The organism is Paenibacillus sp. J53TS2 (assembly GCF_018403305.1).
In the GTDB taxonomy this organism is placed as follows: Bacteria; Bacillota; Bacilli; order Paenibacillales; family Paenibacillaceae; genus Fontibacillus; species Fontibacillus rhizolycopersici.
In genome coordinates, this window is record NZ_BOSK01000004.1 from 43,133 (window position 1) to 63,955 (window position 20,823).

General features: G+C 52.7%; 24 protein-coding genes. All 24 read left to right on the forward strand.

The genetic code is table 11. The features are described 5' to 3' along the window. Window positions 1-41 precede the first annotated feature (41 nt). The 24 genes from spoIIIAC (at window position 42) to KJS42_RS10325 (ending at window position 20,813) form a co-directional block, all read left to right on the forward strand. Entirely contained in the window at window positions 42-245 is a 204-nt protein-coding gene (spoIIIAC, locus tag KJS42_RS10210; RefSeq protein WP_009225775.1) for a stage III sporulation protein AC, read from the forward strand. 11 nt (window positions 246-256) lie between these two features. Further along, window positions 257-646 (forward strand): stage III sporulation protein AD, encoded by a 390-nt coding sequence (gene spoIIIAD, locus KJS42_RS10215; RefSeq protein ID WP_068785165.1) that lies wholly within the window; start codon window positions 257-259, stop codon window positions 644-646. A 30-nt stretch (window positions 647-676) separates the two neighbouring features. Further along, window positions 677-1,873, forward strand: a complete 1,197-nt coding sequence (spoIIIAE, locus tag KJS42_RS10220; protein WP_213622790.1) for a stage III sporulation protein AE — start codon at window positions 677-679, stop codon at window positions 1,871-1,873. A gap of 46 nt (window positions 1,874-1,919) precedes the next feature. Next, a complete protein-coding gene (spoIIIAF, locus tag KJS42_RS10225; protein WP_213622791.1) occupies window positions 1,920-2,771 on the forward strand; it encodes a stage III sporulation protein AF in 852 nt (283 codons plus the stop codon). Then, window positions 2,771-3,424 carry a stage III sporulation protein AG gene (gene spoIIIAG / locus KJS42_RS10230; RefSeq protein WP_430151235.1) on the forward strand — a complete coding sequence of 218 codons (654 nt, stop codon included), beginning with the start codon at window positions 2,771-2,773 and terminating at the stop codon, window positions 3,422-3,424. Before spoIIIAF ends, spoIIIAG begins: the two co-directional genes overlap by 1 nt. A gap of 55 nt (window positions 3,425-3,479) precedes the next feature. Further along, on the forward strand, window positions 3,480-4,277 hold the full coding sequence (locus tag KJS42_RS10235) for a SpoIIIAH-like family protein (RefSeq protein WP_213622793.1): 798 nt from the start codon (window positions 3,480-3,482) through the stop codon (window positions 4,275-4,277). A 176-nt stretch (window positions 4,278-4,453) separates the two neighbouring features. Then, a complete protein-coding gene (gene accB / locus KJS42_RS10240) occupies window positions 4,454-4,951 on the forward strand; it encodes an acetyl-CoA carboxylase biotin carboxyl carrier protein (RefSeq protein WP_193415926.1) in 498 nt (165 codons plus the stop codon). Window positions 4,952-4,987: 36 nt separating this feature from the next. After that, window positions 4,988-6,331: an acetyl-CoA carboxylase biotin carboxylase subunit gene (gene accC / locus KJS42_RS10245; RefSeq protein ID WP_193415927.1), complete on the forward strand. Its 1,344-nt coding sequence runs from the start codon at window positions 4,988-4,990 to the stop codon at window positions 6,329-6,331. A 112-nt stretch (window positions 6,332-6,443) separates the two neighbouring features. Further along, window positions 6,444-6,851, forward strand: coding sequence for an Asp23/Gls24 family envelope stress response protein (locus KJS42_RS10250; protein ID WP_193415928.1), 408 nt, complete (start codon window positions 6,444-6,446; stop codon window positions 6,849-6,851). 101 nt (window positions 6,852-6,952) lie between these two features. Next, complete coding sequence (gene amaP / locus KJS42_RS10255) at window positions 6,953-7,492, forward strand: alkaline shock response membrane anchor protein AmaP (protein ID WP_193415929.1); 540 nt, start codon at window positions 6,953-6,955, stop codon at window positions 7,490-7,492. A gap of 14 nt (window positions 7,493-7,506) precedes the next feature. Then, window positions 7,507-7,740: a DUF2273 domain-containing protein gene (locus KJS42_RS10260; RefSeq protein ID WP_193415930.1), complete on the forward strand. Its 234-nt coding sequence runs from the start codon at window positions 7,507-7,509 to the stop codon at window positions 7,738-7,740. Between the two features lie 222 nt (window positions 7,741-7,962). Beyond that, window positions 7,963-8,412 (forward strand): transcription antitermination factor NusB, encoded by a 450-nt coding sequence (nusB, locus tag KJS42_RS10265; RefSeq protein WP_213622794.1) that lies wholly within the window; start codon window positions 7,963-7,965, stop codon window positions 8,410-8,412. 29 nt (window positions 8,413-8,441) lie between these two features. Beyond that, window positions 8,442-9,299 (forward strand): bifunctional methylenetetrahydrofolate dehydrogenase/methenyltetrahydrofolate cyclohydrolase FolD, encoded by an 858-nt coding sequence (gene folD / locus KJS42_RS10270; protein ID WP_155605463.1) that lies wholly within the window; start codon window positions 8,442-8,444, stop codon window positions 9,297-9,299. A 61-nt stretch (window positions 9,300-9,360) separates the two neighbouring features. Then, window positions 9,361-10,746 carry an exodeoxyribonuclease VII large subunit gene (gene xseA, locus KJS42_RS10275; protein ID WP_213622795.1) on the forward strand — a complete coding sequence of 462 codons (1,386 nt, stop codon included), beginning with the start codon at window positions 9,361-9,363 and terminating at the stop codon, window positions 10,744-10,746. Then, window positions 10,721-11,008 carry an exodeoxyribonuclease VII small subunit gene (xseB, locus tag KJS42_RS10280; protein ID WP_155605461.1) on the forward strand — a complete coding sequence of 96 codons (288 nt, stop codon included), beginning with the start codon at window positions 10,721-10,723 and terminating at the stop codon, window positions 11,006-11,008. Before xseA ends, xseB begins: the two co-directional genes overlap by 26 nt. A 47-nt stretch (window positions 11,009-11,055) precedes the next feature. Then, complete coding sequence (locus tag KJS42_RS10285; protein WP_193416290.1) at window positions 11,056-11,931, forward strand: polyprenyl synthetase family protein; 876 nt, start codon at window positions 11,056-11,058, stop codon at window positions 11,929-11,931. Between the two features lie 168 nt (window positions 11,932-12,099). Continuing rightward, window positions 12,100-14,010, forward strand: coding sequence for a 1-deoxy-D-xylulose-5-phosphate synthase (gene dxs / locus KJS42_RS10290; RefSeq protein WP_483311275.1), 1,911 nt, complete (start codon window positions 12,100-12,102; stop codon window positions 14,008-14,010). A 12-nt stretch (window positions 14,011-14,022) separates the two neighbouring features. Continuing rightward, window positions 14,023-14,880 carry a TlyA family RNA methyltransferase gene (locus KJS42_RS10295; protein ID WP_193415933.1) on the forward strand — a complete coding sequence of 286 codons (858 nt, stop codon included), beginning with the start codon at window positions 14,023-14,025 and terminating at the stop codon, window positions 14,878-14,880. A 158-nt stretch (window positions 14,881-15,038) separates the two neighbouring features. Next, the gene (locus KJS42_RS10300; protein WP_193415934.1) at window positions 15,039-15,518 is read left to right on the forward strand and encodes a hypothetical protein; all 480 of its coding nucleotides are present in this window, start codon (window positions 15,039-15,041) and stop codon (window positions 15,516-15,518) included. Between the two features lie 37 nt (window positions 15,519-15,555). Next, window positions 15,556-16,005: a transcriptional regulator AhrC/ArgR gene (gene ahrC / locus KJS42_RS10305; RefSeq protein ID WP_155605458.1), complete on the forward strand. Its 450-nt coding sequence runs from the start codon at window positions 15,556-15,558 to the stop codon at window positions 16,003-16,005. A gap of 32 nt (window positions 16,006-16,037) precedes the next feature. After that, the gene (gene recN, locus KJS42_RS10310) at window positions 16,038-17,777 is read left to right on the forward strand and encodes a DNA repair protein RecN (protein WP_213622796.1); all 1,740 of its coding nucleotides are present in this window, start codon (window positions 16,038-16,040) and stop codon (window positions 17,775-17,777) included. Window positions 17,778-17,876: 99 nt separating this feature from the next. After that, window positions 17,877-19,208: a SpoIVB peptidase gene (spoIVB, locus tag KJS42_RS10315; RefSeq protein WP_213622797.1), complete on the forward strand. Its 1,332-nt coding sequence runs from the start codon at window positions 17,877-17,879 to the stop codon at window positions 19,206-19,208. Window positions 19,209-19,464: 256 nt separating this feature from the next. Continuing rightward, window positions 19,465-20,268 carry a sporulation transcription factor Spo0A gene (gene spo0A, locus KJS42_RS10320; RefSeq protein WP_213622798.1) on the forward strand — a complete coding sequence of 268 codons (804 nt, stop codon included), beginning with the start codon at window positions 19,465-19,467 and terminating at the stop codon, window positions 20,266-20,268. Window positions 20,269-20,504: 236 nt separating this feature from the next. Then, window positions 20,505-20,813 (forward strand): ArsR/SmtB family transcription factor, encoded by a 309-nt coding sequence (locus tag KJS42_RS10325; RefSeq protein WP_155605434.1) that lies wholly within the window; start codon window positions 20,505-20,507, stop codon window positions 20,811-20,813. Window positions 20,814-20,823: the final 10 nt, after the last annotated feature.

Below are 20,823 nucleotides of genomic sequence, written 5' to 3' on the forward strand. Positions count from 1 at the left end.
CTGATTGTCGCCTGTGAAATCGTTAGTGAGGTGCCAAATCAATGAACATAGAAGTGAACGCCATTTTTCAGATTGCGGGCATCGGCATCATTATCGCCATGATCCATACGGTGCTGAAGCAGATGGGGAAAGAGGACATGGCGCATTGGGTGACGCTGATCGGGTTCGTTGTCGTCCTGTTTATGGTCATCCGGCTGCTTGACAGTCTGTTTCAGGAAATCAAATCGATCTTCTTATTCCAGTAGGTGAGCGCACCGTGGAAATCATCCAAATAGTAGGGCTTGGGCTCATCGCAACCGTGCTGGTCCTGGTCGTCAAGGAACAAAAGCCGATGTTCGCATTCCTGATCGCCGCAAGCACGGGCGTTCTGATCTTTCTGTATCTGATCGGCAAAATCGGCGGGATCATTGAGGTATTGGAGGATCTGGCCGATAAGTCCGGAGTCCAGATGATCTATCTGAAGACGATTCTAAAAATTATCGGAATCGCTTATATCGCCGAATTCGGTGCGCAAATCGTACGAGATGCCGGACAAGAGAGCATCGCCAGCAAAATCGAGATGGCGGGAAAAGTGCTCATCATGGTGCTCGCCATTCCGATCATCAGCATTATTATCGAGACGGTCATCAAGCTGCTGCCGGCATAGAAGGTTGCATCAGATTGGGGAGAAGGACTTATGCTCGCTACGAATGAACGATGGCGCGGCACTACGCTGCTCTTGATTTTGCTAGGAGTGCTGCTGTTTTGGTACATGCCCGTCATCGCCTCTGCCGAAGGGGAAGGAGATAACTGGATCCAGCGCCAGGCCGAGGAGCTTCCAACCGATCAGGTCGAAAGGTATTGGCAGCAACTGATGGAAGATTACGGGGGATTTTTCCCAGATCAGAAGGTCCCGTCTTTTATGGATATGCTCCTGCAACAGGATCAAAGCTTCAGTCTAAAATCGGGACTAGGCGGTCTGATGCGATATATGTGGCATGAAGTCCTTTACAACGGGCACATTTTGGTCACTATCGTGCTACTTTCCATCTTCAGCATGATCCTTGAAACTTTGCAAACCGCGTTCGAACGCAAGCAGGTGAGCAAAGTGGCCTACTCCATCTGCTACATGGTGATTCTAGTTCTGGCGATTAACAGCTTTCATGTGGCGATCACGTATGCCACGAATGCGATTAGCGGGATGATCGACTTCATGATGGCGATGGTACCGCTGCTATTCACGCTTCTGGCCTCCCTGGGAAATGCGGTGACAGTGACGGTGACCCATCCATTGGTCGTGTTTATGGTCCACGCGGTAGGAACGACCGTGCATACGATCGTCTTCCCGTTGTTGTTCTTCTCGGCGGTGCTGCACATCGTCAGCTCGTTGTCCGACAAATATAAGCTCACCCAGCTCGCCAATTTACTGCGAACGGTCAGCATGGCTTTATTAGGAGTACTGCTCACCATTTTTCTCGGCGTGATTTCCGTCAAAGGTATCGCCGGGTCAGTGGCGGACGGGGTCACGCTGCGGACGGCCAAATACTTAACGGGCAATTTCGTACCGGTCGTCGGCAAGGTGTTTGCCGATGCTACGGACACGGTCATCTCGGCTTCCCTGCTTGTCAAAAACTCGATCGGCTTGGTCGGGGTCATCATCCTGCTGTTCCTCTGCGCTTTTCCGGCGATCAAAATTATCACGCTGGCGTTGATCTTCAACCTGGCTGCGGCGGTCATGCAGCCGCTGGGAGATTCGCCGGTCATCACTTGCCTGGAAACGATCGGAAAGAGCATGCTGTACGTTTTTGCGGCACTGGCCGCGGTGGGCATGATGTTCTTTCTGGCGATCACGATCATGCTGACCGCCGGGAACATCACCGTCATGATGAGGTGAGACGCCTTTCGGACAAGAACGACTTTACAAGGGGTGGTGATCATGCATGGATTGGCTGGCGGAGTGGCTGAGAGAAATTATCTTCATCGTACTGATTGCGGTTTTTATCGATTTGCTGCTACCCAACCGCGCGATGGAGCGCTACGTCAAATTCGTGGTCAGCCTGCTGATCCTGCTGACGCTGCTATCCCCGGTGATGCGCTTCTTCTCGGCGGATGCCAAGGACCAACTGGAGGCCGCGTTTGCGACCAGTTGGGACGGACTGGGGGGCGATTCCCCGGGTCAAAGCACGGAGGTGATCCTGCAGCAGGGGGAGAAGTTAAGGCAAAAGCAGGAATCCGAAGCGCTCGCATGGGCAGGTGAGGAGGCGGCGAGACAAATGAAGCAACAAATTGAACGATCGACCGGGCAGCAAGTCGACCGGGTCACTGTGAAGCTAAGAACAGAGCCCGCAAAAGCTCAAGCCGGAGCTGGCAAAACAACTCCACCTGCTGCGGAGCCGGTGATCTCTGAGGTCGAGGTCGTCATGGCGCAGGTCAAGCCGGAAGAGGAGGGCGCTGATCCCGGGGCAGCCGGACGGGGGCCGGAGGTATCGATCGCACCGGTAGATAAGATCCAGATCAGCGTGAATACGAAAGAGAATTCCGGTGAACCCAGGGGCGCGCAAGACCAGACCGAATCACAGACGAGTACGGCGATGGCCGGATCCGTTGAAGACGAAATCGCAGCAGGGGAACTTGCCGAATCCAGAGACAACTCCAAGGGTGATGGCGGATCGGCGGCAACCCCGTTGGTCTCGCAAATCGAAGAACTGCTCCAGCAGAACTGGGGCGTAGCTAAAGAGGCAGTCACGGTCCTTGGGGCCGCAAATCTAACCGAAGATAACGCCGGGAGGTGATGAAAGTGCCGGGATGGCTGAAGAAACTGGAGCAATGGCTTGGCCGGGGAGCGGAAGGCAAAAAAACCGCAAGTACGTTTCGTTGGCTGCTGATCCTCGGGCTGGTCGGGATCGCCATTATGCTGTTCAATTCCTTCGTAAACGTCAAACAGCTGGAACCCAACGGCGAAGGGAGCCGTGAACCGCCTATGATGCAGGAAATCGCCGGTTCGTCAGGAACCGCGGGCGGAACGGGGGAGGATGATTTCAGCAGCATCGAAATGACGCTCGAAGGCAAGACCAAGGAAATCCTGGAAAAAATCGTGGGAGTCGGTGCGGTGGATGTGCTTGTCACCATTGATTCGACAGAGGAGATCGTAGTTCAGCGAAACATCAAGGACTCGCAGGAGTTAACGGAAGAAAGCGATGCGGATGGAGGCAAACGGCACATCACCCAATATACCCGGGACGGTCAGATCGTCACCTATGAGGCTTCAGGCAGCGAGCAGCCGATCGTGACCAAGAAGATCAAACCCAAGGTTCGCGGTGTCCTGATTGTAGCACGGGGAGCGGAGAACAAAACGGTGAAAAGCCTGATCGTCGATGCCGTCGAAAAGGGGCTGAACGTGCCAGCTTATCGGATCTCCGTCGTACCGCGCAAGCAATCTCAATAATTAATAATCAGGAAGCAAACGTTTATTTTTAATAATTTTGAGGAGGAATTCCATTATGAAATCCAAAAGACAAACGATTTGGCTGGTATCCATGCTGAGCTTGATGGTCATTTTATCTGCCTACTACCTGTTTACGGAAGATAGTCCGAAGACTTCGACGCCAACCGACGGACAGCAAGTGAGTACGACAAATAACGGGATGAACGGAAATGCGGCGGGGGATGACGTGATCTTGTCGGAAGTGACGACGGACGGAAGTGAGAACGGCAGCATCGTTACGGACGACACCGCGGCTGCAGATCAAACCGAAGCAACTGCCGGCAACGATGGAACGGAGCAGGCGGACGGAGCGAAAACCGATGATGTTGCGACTTCCGATAATACGCAAACGACGGATGCCGGTAAAGCGGCGGAAGGCACCCCGGCTACTACGAATGACGAGCAGAAGCCAGCGGCAACGGATGAAGATGTGCTGAGTCAGTTGGAAGCCCAAGGCGTATCCTCCACGGACACGCTGAACGCGTACCAATTCGCCCGGACCCAAGACAACATGAAGAAGCAGGAAGAGCTGATGCAAGCGATTGGCGACGAGAACAAAACGTTGGACGAAGCCGCAATAGCTCAACAAGAATTAAGCGCTTTGGAAGAGAAGGAAGCAAAAATCTATGATATCGAGGAAAGACTCAAACAGCAGTACGCCAATGCCGTCGTAACGGAAGCGGACGACAAGTACAAAGTGGTCGTTGTCAGCGAGAAGATGGAAGCGAAGGAAGCCGTAAGCATCATGGACCTGGTGATCAAGGAACTAGGCGTATCCCAGGATAAAGTCAGCGTACAATACGTGACGCAATAAGGAAAACAGCTCTTAAAACTAGGGACCGATAGGTTCCGATCTCTGGAAGGGTCCGAGGTAACTTGGACTCTTTCCATTTTGATCGATTATGATATAATACATAAAGTTATGAGCCGAGAAGGCTTATGGTTTAAGGCCAAGGCTTTTCCTACAAAGCTGAAGGAGAGAGTGAGAATATGTTTAAGCTGAGTGAAATCAAAGAATTGATCGAACTGCTGGACCAGACGTCCGTGCATGAATTAGAAATTGAAAATGAAGGCGCTCGCTTGTGCATTCGCAAGAACGCAGTGAGCGAAGTCGTTCACGTGCAGCCACAGATGGTTACCGCAGTTCCGCAAAATATTCAGGCTGCCGTATCGGTACCGGCCCCACAAGAGAACGTATTGGCACCCCAAGCGACGGAAGCAGCCCATTCCGCTGCACATGCAGCTAACTTACATACCATAGCTTCGCCGATGGTCGGAACATTTTATCGTTCCTCGTCGCCGGAAGCCCAGCCTTACGTGAACATCGGCGACAAGGTCGGCGAGAAGACGACGGTCTGCATTATCGAAGCGATGAAGCTGATGAATGAACTGGAGGCGGAAGTCAAAGGTGAGATCATCGACATCCTTGTGGAGAATGGACAGATGGTCGAATACGGGCAGCCTCTCTTTTTGGTGAAGCCGGAGTAAAAGAAGGAGCTTTCCAAAGGAGGATACGAGAATCTCATGAAATTCCATAAAATATTGATTGCTAACCGCGGCGAGATCGCCGTGCGGATCATTCGGGCTTGCCGCGAGCTGGGGATTTCCACCGTGGCGGTTTATTCCGAAGCGGACAAGGATTCGCTGCATGTGCGCTTGGCCGACGAAGCTTATTGCATTGGACCCACGCTGTCCAAGGACAGTTATTTGAACCTGACGAACCTGATGAGCGTAGCGACTTTGACAGAGTGTGATGCGATTCATCCCGGCTATGGGTTCCTGGCTGAAAATGCCGACTTCGCAGAAATCTGCGGTTCCTGCAACATTACATTCATTGGGCCTTCTCCGGAAGCGATCACCCGCATGGGGGATAAAGCGATGGCGAAGCAAACGATGAAAGAAGCGAACGTGCCCGTCATTCCCGGCTCGGACGGTTTGATTGAGGATCTGGACGAAGCCGTCATGGTGGCGCGCGACATCGGATATCCGGTTATCATCAAAGCGACGGCCGGCGGCGGGGGCAAAGGGATCCGTATCGCCGAAGACGAGGAATCGTTGATCAAGCAAATTACGACGGCCCAACAGGAAGCGCAGAAAGCTTTCGGTAACGCCGGCGTGTATCTTGAGAAGTATTTGACCGGCATGAAACACGTGGAAATTCAGATCATTGGCGACAAGCATGGCAACGCCGTATACTTAGGCGAACGCGACTGTTCCGTACAGCGCCGTCGGCAGAAGCTGGTCGAAGAGGCACCTTGCCCGGTGCTTTCGCCGGAGAAACGGCGGGAAATGGGCGAGGCTGCGGTTCGAGCCGCGCAAGCCGTCAACTATTCCGGTGCGGGAACGCTGGAATTCTTGCTTGGGCTGGACGGACAATTTTATTTCATGGAAATGAATACGCGGATTCAGGTGGAGCATCCGGTCACCGAAATGGTTACCGGCGTCGATTTGATCCAAGAGATGATTTCCGTGGCCGAGGGGAATCCACTTTCCTTCACTCAGGAGGACATTCAGCTGAATGGCTGGTCGATCGAGTGCCGGATCAACGCCGAGGATCCTACCCGCAACTTTATGCCATCTCCGGGCAAAATCGGCTTTTACTTGCCACCGGGTGGTCCGGGCGTTCGCGTCGATAGCGGGGCTTATCCAGGGTATACGATTTCGCCGCATTACGATTCGATGATCGCCAAACTGATCGTCTGGGGACCTACGCGGGAGGTAGCGATCGCCAAAATGAAGCGGGCGCTGTCCGAATTCGCCATCGAAGGCATTCATACGACGATCCCCTTTCACCAGAAGCTGTTGGAGCATCCGACATTTATTAAGGGTGACTTCGATATCAAATTTCTGGAAGAAAACGAGATATAGAAAGCCGCTGCGAGTTTGTCATAATGAACCCAAAATGATATAGTATGTATAATAAGTGCGCGGTATCTATCGTTAGAGCAGCGTCATACTTATTGAGAGGTGGATGAATAGAATGAGCACTTTGCCAACGGAATTCGAACGTACGGATATTGGTGAAATTCAGATTGCTCCGGAAGTGATTGAAGTGATCGCCGGACTGGCTACCGTCGAAGTGAAGGGCGTTGCCGGAATGAGCGGCGGATTTGCCGGCGGCATTGCCGAATTGCTGGGAAGAAAGAATCTATCCAAAGGCGTCAAAGTGGAAGTTGGCCAACGTGAAGCTGCGGTGGACGTATCCGTGATCGTTGAATACGGCAATCGTCTCCCGGAAGTCGCCTCGGAAATTCAGCGCAACGTCAAGCGTTCCATTGAAACCATGACGGGGCTGAACGTCGTCGAAGTGAATGTACATATTCACGACGTGATTTTCAAGGCTGCTGAACGTGTGGAAGAAATCGAAGCGACCCATCGCGTGAAATAACGATTGTAACGAACCCCCGACTGCTTCTCAGGTCAGGGGTTTACTGTAATTTTCAGCTGGACAAGCTGAAGCAAACCTCTATTAAGGAGGCAATACCTGTCGTGGCCAAAATTTTAGACCGAATTCTGATGTTTATTTACAGCTTGTGCATCGCGATCCTATCTGTTTTCACCATTCTATTACTTACGGGCACTGTTCCCCTGAATCTGGAGATTCTGGAACGGCAACCGTTCTATGTCGGTACCTGGGTAGTAGCCATCGTATTGCTGCTCATCAGCATCCGTGTTTTTTACATATCGGTCAGCAGGGACCGCAGCTCGGCGACCTCGATTGACCAGCGTAACGAATACGGGGATATCCAGATCTCGGTGGACACGATCGAGAACCTGTCCTACAAAGCCGCTTCTCGTGTGCGTGGCATCAAGGAAGTCAAGACGCGGATTCGAATCACGGAATCCGGACTTGAAATCGTGGTTCGCGCACTCGTTGATGGAGAAACATCGATCCCGGTGCTGACGGAAGAAGTGCAGAAACAAGTTCATGACCATGTCGAGGAAATTACGGGAATTCCCGTATCCTACGTGTCGGTTTATATTGCGAATCTGGTCCATTCCCCGGTCCTCAAAAGCCGGGTTGAATAGGGGTGAGCAGCGGGGTGTTCTGGAAACAATTATGGGAGAGTCACAAAGGACGCCTGCTTGGGATAGCGGCGGCCGTGTTTTTATGCCCGATCTATCTGTTTTTCGGATTCTGGAATATGTTGTTCTGCGCCTTGCTGCTGTTTATCGGGTATACGATCGGCAAGCAGAAGGACTTGGAGGGAGGCCCGCTGTTCCCTTGGGGCATGATTTGGGAATGGCTGTCTACGCGTTGGCGTCCCTTTAAATGAGATTTCAAATTCCTCATTACCGTTTCCTGTGATATGCTTACTCCGGAAAAGAGCTAGGAACGTTCTCTTGCCCCTTTTGTGGAGTAAGCCAATTACGGGTCTTTTTTTGTGCAAAGAGAAGTGCAAGTTGGCGAAGCCGGTGATGATTGAGGCGGTTTTGGTCCATGCTGAAGGATATGTAAGGTTAATGCATGAAGCGTAGAAACTATTAGGAGGAAGCAGATGAAACGGCGTTTGGCGAGAGAAATTGCAGTGCAAAGTATGTACCAGATGGAAATGAACGAAGTTGATGCGAATGAAGCAGTGACGATGCTGCTTACGGAAGCCATGGAAGAGAACGAAAGCGAGGTGGAGTTGTCCGATATAGACGCAACCCGGGCCTTCGTATTGGAGCTGATCAACGGCACATGGAGCCGTAAGGATGCGATCGACGCCTTGTTGGAGGATTACTTGAAAGGCTGGCAAATCAGCCGCTTGTCCAAGGTGGACCGTCAGGTCCTGCGACTGGCGACGTACGAAATGATCTTTCGCGACGACGTACCGGGCAAAGTTGCGGTCAATGAAGCGATCGAGTTAGCCAAACATTTCGGAACCGCGGAATCCGGGAAGTTCGTGAACGGGGTCCTTGGGAAGATGATTCAAGACGTTGACCAGTTGAAAAGCAATCGATAATTTAATTTAGGGTAGAGGAGAGGACGAGCATGACGGCACCAATCATTAACGGAAAACAAATTTCGGAAGAGATCCGCAAGGATTTGCGCGAAGAGGTAGAACAGCTGGCGAAGCAGGGCTTTAAGCCGGGACTGGCGGTCGTGCTCGTCGGGGAGGATCCGGCTTCGCAAGTGTATGTGCGGAACAAGGAGAAAGCATGTCATGAACTAGGCTACTATTCGGAGGTTCACCGCCTGTCGGCGGAGACGTCTCAGGAGGAACTGCTAGCCTTGGTGGACAAGCTGAATCGTCAGAGCAATATTCATGGGATATTGGTACAGCTGCCGCTGCCGAAGCATATTGACGAGAAAGCGGTTATCGATGCCATCTCCGCGGAGAAGGACGTTGACGGATTCCATCCGGTCAATGTCGGGAATCTGATGATCGGCGACGATAGCTTGCTGCCCTGTACGCCGGCGGGAGTCATCGAACTCATCAAACGCGCGGGTGTGGACATCGCCGGTAAGCACGCGGTCGTTATCGGGCGGAGCAATATCGTTGGCAAACCGGTCTCCTTGCTTCTGCAGCGGGAGAACGCAACCGTAACGATGTGTCATTCGCGGACGGCCAACATGAAGGAATTAACCCAGCTTGCAGACATTCTGGTCGTAGCGATCGGGCGTGCCAACTTCGTTGACGCGTCTTACGTGAAGCCCGGTGCGGTGGTCATTGACGTCGGCATGAACCGACTTGAGAACGGCAAGCTGGCCGGGGATGTCGATTTTGAGAGCGTGAAGGAGGTTTCCGGCCCCATCACACCTGTACCCGGCGGCGTAGGACCGATGACGATCACGATGTTGATGCAGAATACGTTGATCGCGGCCAAGCGGTTGCAAGGGCTGTCGTAATCCGAGCATTCGAACAATAGCTGCAAGTTCAGTGAGATTTGAATAAAAGGAGGCGGCCCCCTTGGATCAGCAGCGGATTTTGACGGTCAAGGATTTGAACCGCTACATCCGGATGAAGCTGGAATCAGATCAGGTGCTCACCGATGTCTGGATTCGCGGCGAAATTTCGAATTTCACACATCATTCCAGCGGACATATGTATTTTACGCTAAAGGACGCGGACAGCCGAATTAAATGTATTATGTTCGCCTCCCATAACCAGCGGTTGCCGTTCCGTCCCAAAGAAGGAACGCGCGTCATTGCTCGTGGCAACGTCTCCGTTTACGAACGGGATGGCCAATATCAATTCTATGCGACGCATATGCAGCCTGACGGCGTGGGTAGCCTGTATCTGGCATTCGAGCAGTTGAAGCAGAAGCTCGATGCGGAAGGCTTGTTCGCGCCGGGACGGAAGCGGCCATTGCCGCAGTTCCCCAAGACGATTGGCGTTGTAACATCGCCGACCGGAGCGGCAGTTCGCGATATCTTGACGACGCTCGGGCGGAGGTATCCGCAAGCGAAAGTAATCCTGTACCCCGTGCTCGTCCAGGGCAAAGGGGCGGCGCCGTCGATCGTGAAGGCGATTCAGACGCTAAACGCCATGGGCGAGGCCGACGTGCTCATCGTCGGCCGCGGCGGCGGCTCGCTCGAGGAGCTGTGGGCGTTCAACGAGGAGCAGGTCGCGCGTGCGATCTACGAATCGGCGATCCCCGTCATCTCGGCCGTTGGCCACGAGACGGATTTCACCATCGCCGATTTCGTCGCCGACCTGCGTGCCGCCACGCCCACTGCGGCCGCCGAGCTGGCCGTGCCGCACATGGCCGAGCTGCGCGCGCTTCTGCGCCAGCGAGAACAGGTGCTGCAGCAAGGCTTGCAGCACCGCCTGCAGCAGGCGCGCGAACGGCTGCGCCGGCTGACGCGCTCGCCGGCGTTAACGCAGCCGCGGCGCAGCCTGCTCCAGCACGCGGAGCGGCTTGACCGGCTGTCTTCGCGGCTGACCGGACGCATGGAGACGCGCCTGCAGCTCGCCGGCGCGGCGCAGGACCGCCTGCACCAGCGACTGCTGCGCTTCCATCCGAAGGAAGCGCTGGTGTTCGCGGGACGTCGGCGGAGGGAAGCGGATCGCTTGCTGCGGCAGGCCATGCAAGGCATCCTGCGAGAGAAATCCGGACAGCTGGCCTCAGGCATCCGCCATTTGGATGCTTTGAGCCCGCTTAAGGTTATGGCGCGGGGGTACAGTCTTGTATACGATGAACGAGGGGAACGGCTCATTAAGTCGTTGTCGGAGGTTGACCCCGGCGACCGAATCACCGTGAAAGTCACGGATGGAGAACTGGATTGTCAAGTTTGGGGCATGAGACCGGAAGGAGCTGGAGAAGAAGATGAAGGAAAAGGAAGCCAAGCTTAACGCGGAAGCGCAGCAACCGGAACTGAATTTGAATTTCGAAGAAGCGATGAACCAGCTGGAAGACATCGTGTCTCAACTGGAGCACGGGGATGTACCGCTGGAGAAAGCGATCGACCTGTTTCAGCAGGGCATGCGGCTCTCGCAAATATGCGGCCAGAAGCTAGCCCAAGTGGAACAGAAGATCGAAATGATCGTTGAAGAAGACGGGGCGGTAGCGAAGCAGCCGTTTCAGCCGCCGCTGAGCGATAATGCGGATTTCTGAGGAGAGCGGTGATCTTGTTGCGGCAGCATCTAACGATTGAGGAGTACATGAAGGAAATTGGCGAAGCCGTTTCTGCCCGATTGTCTGCAAGCCTTCCGGCCTCATGGGAAGTGCCGGATACGCTGCGCCAGGCGATGGATTACTCGCTGATGGCGGGAGGGAAACGGCTGCGGCCATTGCTCGTCGTGGCTGCGGCGGAGGCGCTCGGTGGTAACCGAGAAGCGGCATTGTCCGTCGCCTGCGCCGTGGAAATGATACATACCTATTCGCTGATCCATGACGATTTGCCCGCCCTGGATAACGATGACTTTCGGCGCGGCAAACCCACGAATCATAAAGTGTTTGGGGAAGCGATGGCCATATTGGCGGGAGACGGTCTGTTGACGCATGCCTTTTATCGCGTAGTTCAAGCGAGCCGTGAGCATGGAATACCTGCGGCGGCGGCCCTCTCGATTGTGGAAGAGCTGTCGCGGTATGCCGGACCAGGCGGTATGGTTGGCGGCCAAGTGGCCGACATGCAAGGCGAGCAGGGAGTGACCGACCTGAAGCAGCTGCGCTATATCCATGAGCACAAAACCGGTGATCTGATCGTTTTCTCGGCAAAAGCAGGTGGACATATCGCCGCCGGTTCGACAGAGCAACTCGAAGCTTTGGAGCGTTACGGACGCGCGTTGGGCCATGCTTTTCAAATCCAAGACGATATCCTGGATCTAATCGGGGACGAAAGCAAACTAGGCAAAAAAACGCAAAGCGACGTGAAGCAGCAGAAGGTGACCTACCCTTACTTTATCGGCATTGACGCTTCCCGGTCCGAAGTCGACCGGCTGACGCGCGAAGCGAAGGAAGCCGTGCAGGACGGGAAGGTTCCGCACCCGCAGCGGTTGTTGGAAATCGCCGATATGCTGCTTCGCCGTGATCATTAAATACAGAATCAAATCATCGAAATCAGGGAAAAGTGACTCATTCATCCCTTGCAAGTGATTTCGACATCATCGTGACATATGGTATAATGAAGGCTATTATCATCTAGTGCATCAGAAGCCGGTATTTGAAGGCCGACTTTTTGAACTATACATTAAGGAAAGCGGGGAATGGCTGTGCTGCTTTCGCAAATACATGAGCCTGCCGATCTGAAAAACTTGTCCCTGGAGCAATTGACGCCGCTCGCCGAGGAAATTCGCCAGTTCTTGATCGAGAAGCTGTCGGTTACCGGCGGGCATTTGGCATCGAATTTGGGCGTGGTGGAATTGACGATCGCCCTGCACTATTGCTATAACAGTCCGCAGGATAAATTCATCTTCGACGTAGGCCACCAGGCTTATGTACATAAAATTTTAACCGGGCGGATGGACCAGTTCGACACGCTTCGTAAACATCAAGGGTTATGCGGGTTTGTCAAACGAAGCGAGAGCGAGCATGACGTGTGGGAGGCAGGGCACAGCAGTACCTCGCTTTCGGCGGCCATGGGGATGGCGCTGGCTCGGGATTTGAAAGGCGAATCGAACCGGGTGATCGCGATCATCGGGGACGGCGCGTTAACCGGGGGAATGGCGTTTGAAGCGTTGAATCATATCGGACATGAGAAGAAGGACCTCATGGTTATCCTGAACGACAATGAAATGTCGATCGCGCCAAACGTTGGAGCCATGCACAACTACTTGACCAAAATCCGTTCCGACCGCAATTACCTGCGGGCCAAGGATGAAGTCGAGCAACTGCTTAAAAAAATCCCGGCTATTGGCGGGAAAGTAGCTAAAACAGTAGAACGGGTCAAGGACAGCCTCAAGTATTTGATGGTCTCCGGCGTCCTATTCGAGGAGCTTGGTTTCAAATACCTGGGACCGGTTGATGGCCATGATTTACCGGGGTTGATCGATTCCTTCAAACAGGCGAATAACGTGAGCGGCCCTGTGTTGGTGCATGTTCTAACCACCAAAGGCAAAGGATATACGCCGGCGGAGCAGGATTCGCATAAATGGCACGGCATTACGCCGTACAAAATCGAATCCGGCCAACTGCTGAAGGCGGTCGGCAATCCGATGTATACGGAGGTGTTCGGTCAGACGCTGATCGAGCTGGCCGAACAGGACGAACGTATCGTGGCCGTGACTCCGGCGATGCCGGGAGGGTCCGGCTTGGTCAAATTTGGGGAACGTTTCCCCGGCCGAATGATTGACGTGGGCATCGCTGAACAGCATGCCGCCACGATGTGCGCCGCGATGGCGATGGAAGGCTTGAAGCCGGTTTACGCCGTGTATTCCACGTTCATGCAGCGGGCTTATGACCAGATCGTGCATGATATTTGCCGCCATAATGCCAACGTGATGTTCGCCATCGACCGGGCTGGATTTGTTGGCGCCGACGGGGAGACTCACCAAGGGGTATACGATATCGCCTTTATGCGGCATATTCCGAATATCGTATTAATGATGCCGAAGGATGAGAACGAATTGCGCCACATGATGAAGACGGCGCTTGAATATAATGACGGGCCGATCGCTTATCGCTATCCGCGGATCAACGTGCCCGGGGTCCCGCTGGACAATGAGCTGGTACCGATCCCGATCGGTACGTGGGAACAACTGCGCGAAGGCGACAGCCTAACGCTTGTCGCGGTTGGACCGATGGTGCAGGTTGCGGAGGAAGCCGCGGAGCAACTGAAGCGTGAGGGGGTTTCGGCTGCCGTGGTGAATGCGAGATTTTTGAAGCCTCTTGATGGGGAGATGTTGGGTCGCCTTGCGCAGGGCAGCGGAAAGATTGTCGTGCTCGAAGAGGCATCGCAGGCCGGAAGCCTGGGCAGCGCTATCCTGGAGTTCTACGCGGATCTGGGAATTATTGGTTTGGACATTCATCTGATGGGCGTCCCGGATCGGTTTATCGAGCATGGCAGCATTAAGGAGCAGTTGGAAGAAGTGGGCTTGACGGCCGATCATGTTGTACGCGAGGTGCAGAAATTGCGAGGCGGTCAGCATTTGACATTAGGCAAAAAAGTAAATTATTGACGGGAGATTGGCATGTCGGTTTCCAAGGAACGCATAGACGTCCTGCTCGTGGAGCAGGGATATTTCGATAGCAGGGAAAAGGCGAAAGCCGCGATCATGGCCGGGCTGGTGTTCGGCGGACAGGAACGGATCGAGAAGGCCGGAATGAAGATACCGCGCGATACCGCGTTGTCTGTCAAGGGGGCGATCCATCCCTATGTCAGCCGGGGCGGGCTGAAGCTGGAGAAAGCGATCAAGCGGTTCAACCTTGATCTGACGGGACGAACGATGCTGGATATCGGCTCTTCCACAGGAGGATTTACCGACTGCGCCCTGCAGCATGGCGCCGATTATGTCTATGCCATTGATGTCGGTTATAATCAACTGGATTGGTCGCTGCGCAATGATCCGCGCGTGAACGTCAAGGAGCGCACCAACTTTAGATATATGACACCGGAGGATTTGGAGGGGCCCAAGCCCGACTTTGCCAGTATCGACGTTTCATTTATATCGCTCAAAATCATTTTGCCGCCGCTTCTTGCGCTGTTGGAACGGCCGGCGGATATCGCCGCTTTAATTAAGCCGCAATTCGAGGCTGGCCGTGAGAAGGTTGGCAAATCAGGGGTCGTTCGGGATCCCAAGGTTCATCAGGAAGTGCTGGAGACTGTGCTGAGCTTTGCATTGGACCAGGGCTACGGGGTAGCCGGATTGACTTTCTCCCCGATTACCGGCGGAGAGGGCAATATCGAATTCCTAGCTCATTTAAGGCTGGAGGAAACCGCAAGCCAGGCAGGGGAACTAGGGGACGATCGTTTCGCTCCGATCCGCGAACTGGCGACGAGCGTTGTCCAAGAAGCATCAAACACTTTTTCGGGTGGCCCATCCAAGTGATGGGTCTTTTTTTGCGTGTGTACGCTTGCAAATCGAACGCCTGTTCCCTATAATAAAATCAAAACTGTGCTTTTGTCCTCATTCCTCTCAACTTTTTGTTATGTACCTGACAGGAGCTGATCGCGGTTGCGTCGAAATAAGGGTTGAGGTGATAATCGGTGGGAGCTTACTCGGACGGTATTCTGATGGTCGTGATCGCGGGAATCGGCGCTTATTTGCTTTACCGAGGTTTTCATTCCTGGGTCCGCAAACCGTTTTCATTAAGATCGGGAATCGGATTTGAAATGAATGAGGAGATTCTAGAGCATCCTGCCGTGGACATGCTGGAGCAAGCGGGTTACGAGGTCATCAGTGATAAATTGAAGGTGCCGCTCACCTTTCGCGTAGACGGCGAACTCCTGCACAGCCGTCTGTTTATCGACTATATTGCGGTCAAGAACGGGGAATTCTATCTGGTAAGAACCGCGAGGGAACGTCTCCCGATGGAATGGACGGGCAGCGGCTTACGCAGAGATCTGCTCCCGTTCCTGCTGCTTTATCCGGAATGCGCCGGCGTGTTGTACGTAGATCCAGATCAAGGGGAGCTCAAGGAAATCTCCTTAACGACGGAAGAAGACGAAGAAGATGAATCCGCCTGAATCGAAATTTTCGATCATCAGGCGAATGGAGGGCAGAATGAAAGGGCATAGACATATCAAAATTCGGGAAATCATTACGGCAAGAGAAATCGAAACCCAAGATGAGTTGGTGGAAGCGCTGCGTGAGGCAGGATACCAGGTCACCCAAGCCACGGTCTCCCGTGATATCAAGGAACTGATGTTGATTAAAGTACCGACCGACGACGGCAAGTATAAGTACTCCATGCCGACTGCTCAGCGTTATAACCCGGTGCAGAAGCTGCAGCGCGCGCTGGTCGACAGTTTCGTTCATATTGATCACACCGGCAATCTAGTCGTCATGAAATGCCTTCCGGGTACGGCAAATTCGGTAGCCGTACTGCTGGATAATATGGAATGGCCGGATTTGCTTGGCACGATCTGCGGAGATGACACGATTTTGCTGATCTGCCGGAATGAGGACTACAGCCGGTTTCTGATCGAACAGATCATGGGATACATATCTTAATTGAGCTTGGAGTAGGGGGAGGAGGGCCTCGCATGTTGGTTCATTTATCCATACGTAATTTGGCGGTTGTTGAAGCGGTGGATGTATCGTTTGGTTCCGGCTTTCATGTCCTGACGGGGGAGACCGGTGCAGGTAAATCGATTATTATCGATGCGCTGGGCTTGATTGCCGGCGGCCGGGGTTCGGCGGACTTGATTCGTTATGGCTGTGACAAGGCTGAAATGGAGGCCTCCTTCGATCTGCCGACGGAACATCCGGTTTGGACCACCTTGGACGGACTTGGGATTGCCGGGGATCCCGGCGAGCTTCTAATTATACGTCGGGAAATCAGCGTCCAAGGCAAGAGCTCGGCCCGCATCAACGGTCAACTGGTCAATTTGTCGATGCTGCGCGAGGTTGGGGACGAGTTGATCAACCTGCATGGACAACATGAGCACCAAACCCTGCTTCGGCCGGAACGCCATTTGGAGCTGCTGGACGCTTACGGGGCCGAATCGATTGATCCGGTGAAGGCGGCTTACCAGGCGACTTACGCCGAATTCGTTCGCATTGATAAAGAATATAACGAGCTGCGCAATACGAGCCAACAGGCCTTGCAAATGCTTGATTTATACCGTTTTCAGCTTGGCGAAATTTCGGCAGCCGAGTTAAAACCGGGTGAAGATGAATTACTCGCGGAGGAAAAGGTCAAGCTATCCCATAGCGAGAAAATGATGGAGTCCATCTCGAAAGCGTATGACTCGTTGTATGGTCCCCAAGGACTCGATGCGATCGCCAAAGCGGTATCCAAACTAAGTGAAGTGGCCGCTTATGACAGCAAAGGGATTTCTCCTCTCCTGGAGCAACTGCAGTCGGCTTATTATCAACTGGAGGATGCGTCTTTCAGTTTGCGGGATTACCGTGAACGGATTGAGTTTAATCCGGAGCGGCTGGAGGAGGTAGAGGAACGCCTAGACCTGATCTCTTCCCTGCGTCGTAAATACGGGGACGACATCCAAGGGATCCTCACTTATTATGAGAAGATCCGTTTGGAAGCCGACGCTTTGGAGAACAAGGACGAGCGATTGGAGCAGCTTCAGGCACAGCGGGAGAAACTGACCACAAGCCTGATGACTCAAGCCCTAGAGCTGAGCGCTGTGCGTCATCGGATGGCTGAAGAACTCGCGGATCAGATCGAGATCGAGCTTAAAGACCTGCAGATGGGGAGAACCTCCCTGCAAGTGAAATTGTCCGTGATGGAGGACGCCCATGGGTTGGAATGGGAAGGCAAGAAAATCCGTCCCGGTAAGCAGGGCATCGATAATGCCGAATTCCTGATCTCGCCGAACCCGGGGGAACCGCTCCGGCCGCTGAGCAAAATTGCATCCGGTGGCGAGCTGTCGCGGATGATGCTGGCGCTCAAGAGTATTTTTGCCCGGCATGAACAAGTTCCTGTATTGATCTTCGACGAAGTCGATACCGGCGTCAGCGGACGGGCAGCCCAGTCGATCGCTGATAAATTATCACGTTTGTCCGCGATGTGCCAAGTATTCGCCATTACCCATCTTCCGCAGGTGGCTTGCATGGCCGATCGTCAGTATCTTATTGAGAAGGTTGTAGAGGACGGCCGCACGATGACCCGCGTTGAATCTTTAGATGAAGCGGGACGGGTCAATGAATTAGCTCGCATGCTCGGCGGGGTGGAAATCACGGAGAAGACGCAGCATCATGCCCAGGAAATGTTGAAGCTGGCACAGGCACAAAAGGATGGTTTATTAAGTGCGGCACAATGATTGACAGTAATAAAACACCTGACCCGGGGTATCTTATAGGTACGCAATTGGCGACCACCTTTTCGTCAAGCGAAAGAAGCTAAGGGAGCGTGACAGCCATTGAACCCGAACCTCAGGAATAGAATGCTCGGTCTTTTTCTTGCCTTCTTCTTTTGTTTTCTCGGCACGTCCGCCGCTGAAGGGCGGCTTCCTGTTTTGCCGGACGAGTTACGCCTGTTTCAAGGTCAGGGAACGCAAATTTCATTAGCTTTGCCTGTACAGGCCGAAGTCAGTGTGGATCGGCCCGATGTTGTGATGTTGAACGGGCAGGGAAATCCATCCATGAAAGTATCATTGGGAAATCCGCTCAAGCTCTCGTCGCTTCGCAGTGGAGAAGCAACCCTCCGCATGAAATTATTCGGTCAAATTCCTCTGAAGACTGTCAAGGTCAATGTGATTCCGGACCTCAAAGTCATTCCCGGCGGACAAACCATCGGAGTAAAGGTCAAATCCGCCGGGATCTTAGTGGTCGGCCATCACCAGGTCGTCACTGATACCGGCAAGGTATCTCCCGGCGAAGCTGCCGGAATTCAAGCCGGGGATCTGATCACTCACATTAACGGTACGAAACTGCAGGATGTCCGCGAGGTGGCCGATATAGCGGCTGATGCCGGCAAACACCAAAGACCGCTCAAGATTACCTATCAGCGGAACGACAAGGAATTTAACACCTCTCTGAGCCCGGCTTACGATCAACAGGATCGAGCCTGGAGATTGGGACTTTATATCCGGGATTCCGCCGCAGGGGTGGGTACGTTAACCTTCTATTCCCCGAATCATGGAGTATATGGGGCGTTAGGTCACATTATCACTGACATGAATACGCAGACACCGATCGTGGTGGGTAGCGGACAGATCCTGCAGTCCAGCGTAACGTCCATCTCTAAGAGTGAAAGCGGAGAACCGGGGGAGAAGCGGGCACATTTTCTGAAGGAAGGTAAAACTCTGGGCAATATCGAACGGAATACGCACTTCGGGATCTTCGGGAAAATGTCACAAAACCCGGAACATAGCGTATATGAGAAACCGATTCCTGTTGCATTTGCGGAGGAAGTTAAGGAAGGACCCGCGGAAATTTTGACCGTGGTGGAAGGTCAACACGTGGAGCGATTTAAGGTTGAAATCGTCCATGTTTCCAAGCAGAGCGCTCCGGAAACCAAAGGTCTGGTGATTCGAATTACGGATCCTCGCCTTGTGGAGAAAACGGGTGGCATCGTACAAGGCATGAGCGGCAGCCCGATTATTCAGAACGGGAAGCTGATTGGAGCAGTCACCCATGTTTTCGTTAACGACCCGAAATCGGGATACGGTTGCTTTATCGAATGGATGCTACAGGACGCCGGTATTCTTCAAAGAGGCAAAGAAACACAGCAAAATCTTAAGGCGAGCTAACGCTGCCTTAAGATTTTTTTATCCTGAGGGTTACGCCGCTCGACAAACCCCTCCTCATTCCTGTATGCATTTGTCGAATGAATCCGAACGAAATCGCTTTGTGTAAATAAATATTTTATTATATCTCAAGCCTGCAAAAAAATAAATAAAAATAATTTTCGACAGAAGGAATTTACTTTTGCGTGTCGAATCCTTATTCTGGGAAGAGGAGAAAAATATTAGAACCCATCCATTTACCTGAAGGAGGACGTAGGCAGTGCAGAAAATCGAAGTGTTGTTGGCGGATGATAATCGAGAATTTACGAATTTGCTCGCGGAATACATTTCGGAGCAAGACGATATGGTCGTCTCGGGAATCGCCTATAATGGGGAAGAAGTGCTGGAGATGATCGATAATGCAGCAAGAGTTCCGGACGTGTTGATCCTGGACATCATTATGCCTCATCTAGACGGACTCGGCGTACTTGAGCGCATTCGCGATCTCAACTTGACACCGCAACCTAAAATCATCATGCTGACCGCTTTTGGTCAAGAGAACATCACGCAACGTGCTGTTCAGCTTGGCGCTTCTTACTACATCTTGAAACCTTTTGACATGGAAGTCCTAGCGAATCGTATCCGTCAGCTTGTCGGCGTTCAACCCTTAACGACGAATACACCATCGACTTCTTACACCAAATCGAATGTGGTACCTTTAGGCAAGGGCAAAAACCTCGATGCGAACATCACTTCGATCATACATGAAATCGGAGTTCCTGCGCATATTAAAGGGTACCAATATCTACGTGAAGCCATTACGATGGTATACAATAACATCGAGATCTTAGGCGCAATCACAAAGACGCTGTATCCGGCAATCGCAGAAAAATTCAAAACGACGCCTTCTCGCGTGGAGCGCGCAATTCGCCATGCGATCGAGGTCGCCTGGACGCGCGGCAACATCGATTCGATCAGCCATCTATTTGGGTATACGATCAATATCTCCAAATCCAAGCCGACTAACAGCGAATTTATTGCCATGGTGGCGGATAAGCTTCGGATCGAGCATAAAGTGTCGTGAAAGTCTAAGGAAACGAATGAACGTGATAACGACTGGTGAATTTATAACGTTGGTCGTTCACTTGCGTAGTTATACAGATACGAATGAAAGGCGGTCCCTCTCGGTGTATACCGGGATGCGGCCGTTTTTTATTTTGGGAGGATAATTTGTTATTTGCCAATTGACAAAACCTACCTTGAGGATTATTCTGTATATGAACATATGCTCATGTACTTGATTCTGAGGAGGAACTACCGATGGAGAGAGATGTCCACACCTATCTAAACCCGGATACGCTGGAGAAGGTGTCTACAATTTTCAAGGCATTATCCGACCCCACTCGGATCAAAATTCTTTATTTGCTGTCGGAAGAAGAATGTTCCGTGACCCATATCTCGGACGTGCTAAATTTGTCACAATCGGCGGTATCCCATCAGCTGAGTTTACTGCGTAATTTGCGGCTCGTGAAGTTCCGGCGGGAGGCGAATACGATGTATTACAGCTGCGACGACGACCATGTTATCTCGCTCTTGACCCAGGCAATCCAACATGCGAAATGCGATTAGGGAGGGAGTT

What these genes read in the sequence shown, in the direction of transcription:
- KJS42_RS10325 (WP_155605434.1), top strand. Translation starts at nt 20,505, where the DNA reads ATGGAGAGAGATGTCCACACCTATCTAAACCCGGATACGCTGGAGAAG.
- spoIIIAF (WP_213622791.1), top strand. Translation starts at nt 1,920, where the DNA reads ATGGATTGGCTGGCGGAGTGGCTGAGAGAAATTATCTTCATCGTACTG.
- KJS42_RS10285 (WP_193416290.1), top strand. Translation starts at nt 11,056, where the DNA reads ATGAAGGAAATTGGCGAAGCCGTTTCTGCCCGATTGTCTGCAAGCCTT.
- folD (WP_155605463.1), top strand. Translation starts at nt 8,442, where the DNA reads ATGACGGCACCAATCATTAACGGAAAACAAATTTCGGAAGAGATCCGC.
- KJS42_RS10235 (WP_213622793.1), top strand. Translation starts at nt 3,480, where the DNA reads ATGAAATCCAAAAGACAAACGATTTGGCTGGTATCCATGCTGAGCTTG.
- accB (WP_193415926.1), top strand. Translation starts at nt 4,454, where the DNA reads ATGTTTAAGCTGAGTGAAATCAAAGAATTGATCGAACTGCTGGACCAG.
- KJS42_RS10295 (WP_193415933.1), top strand. Translation starts at nt 14,023, where the DNA reads ATGTCGGTTTCCAAGGAACGCATAGACGTCCTGCTCGTGGAGCAGGGA.
- KJS42_RS10250 (WP_193415928.1), top strand. Translation starts at nt 6,444, where the DNA reads ATGAGCACTTTGCCAACGGAATTCGAACGTACGGATATTGGTGAAATT.
- accC (WP_193415927.1), top strand. Translation starts at nt 4,988, where the DNA reads ATGAAATTCCATAAAATATTGATTGCTAACCGCGGCGAGATCGCCGTG.
- dxs (WP_483311275.1), top strand. Translation starts at nt 12,100, where the DNA reads ATGGCTGTGCTGCTTTCGCAAATACATGAGCCTGCCGATCTGAAAAAC.
- recN (WP_213622796.1), top strand. Translation starts at nt 16,038, where the DNA reads ATGTTGGTTCATTTATCCATACGTAATTTGGCGGTTGTTGAAGCGGTG.
- spoIIIAG (WP_430151235.1), top strand. Translation starts at nt 2,771, where the DNA reads ATGAAAGTGCCGGGATGGCTGAAGAAACTGGAGCAATGGCTTGGCCGG.
- spoIIIAE (WP_213622790.1), top strand. Translation starts at nt 677, where the DNA reads ATGCTCGCTACGAATGAACGATGGCGCGGCACTACGCTGCTCTTGATT.
- xseB (WP_155605461.1), top strand. Translation starts at nt 10,721, where the DNA reads ATGAAGGAAAAGGAAGCCAAGCTTAACGCGGAAGCGCAGCAACCGGAA.
- nusB (WP_213622794.1), top strand. Translation starts at nt 7,963, where the DNA reads ATGAAACGGCGTTTGGCGAGAGAAATTGCAGTGCAAAGTATGTACCAG.
- ahrC (WP_155605458.1), top strand. Translation starts at nt 15,556, where the DNA reads ATGAAAGGGCATAGACATATCAAAATTCGGGAAATCATTACGGCAAGA.
- spoIIIAC (WP_009225775.1), top strand. Translation starts at nt 42, where the DNA reads ATGAACATAGAAGTGAACGCCATTTTTCAGATTGCGGGCATCGGCATC.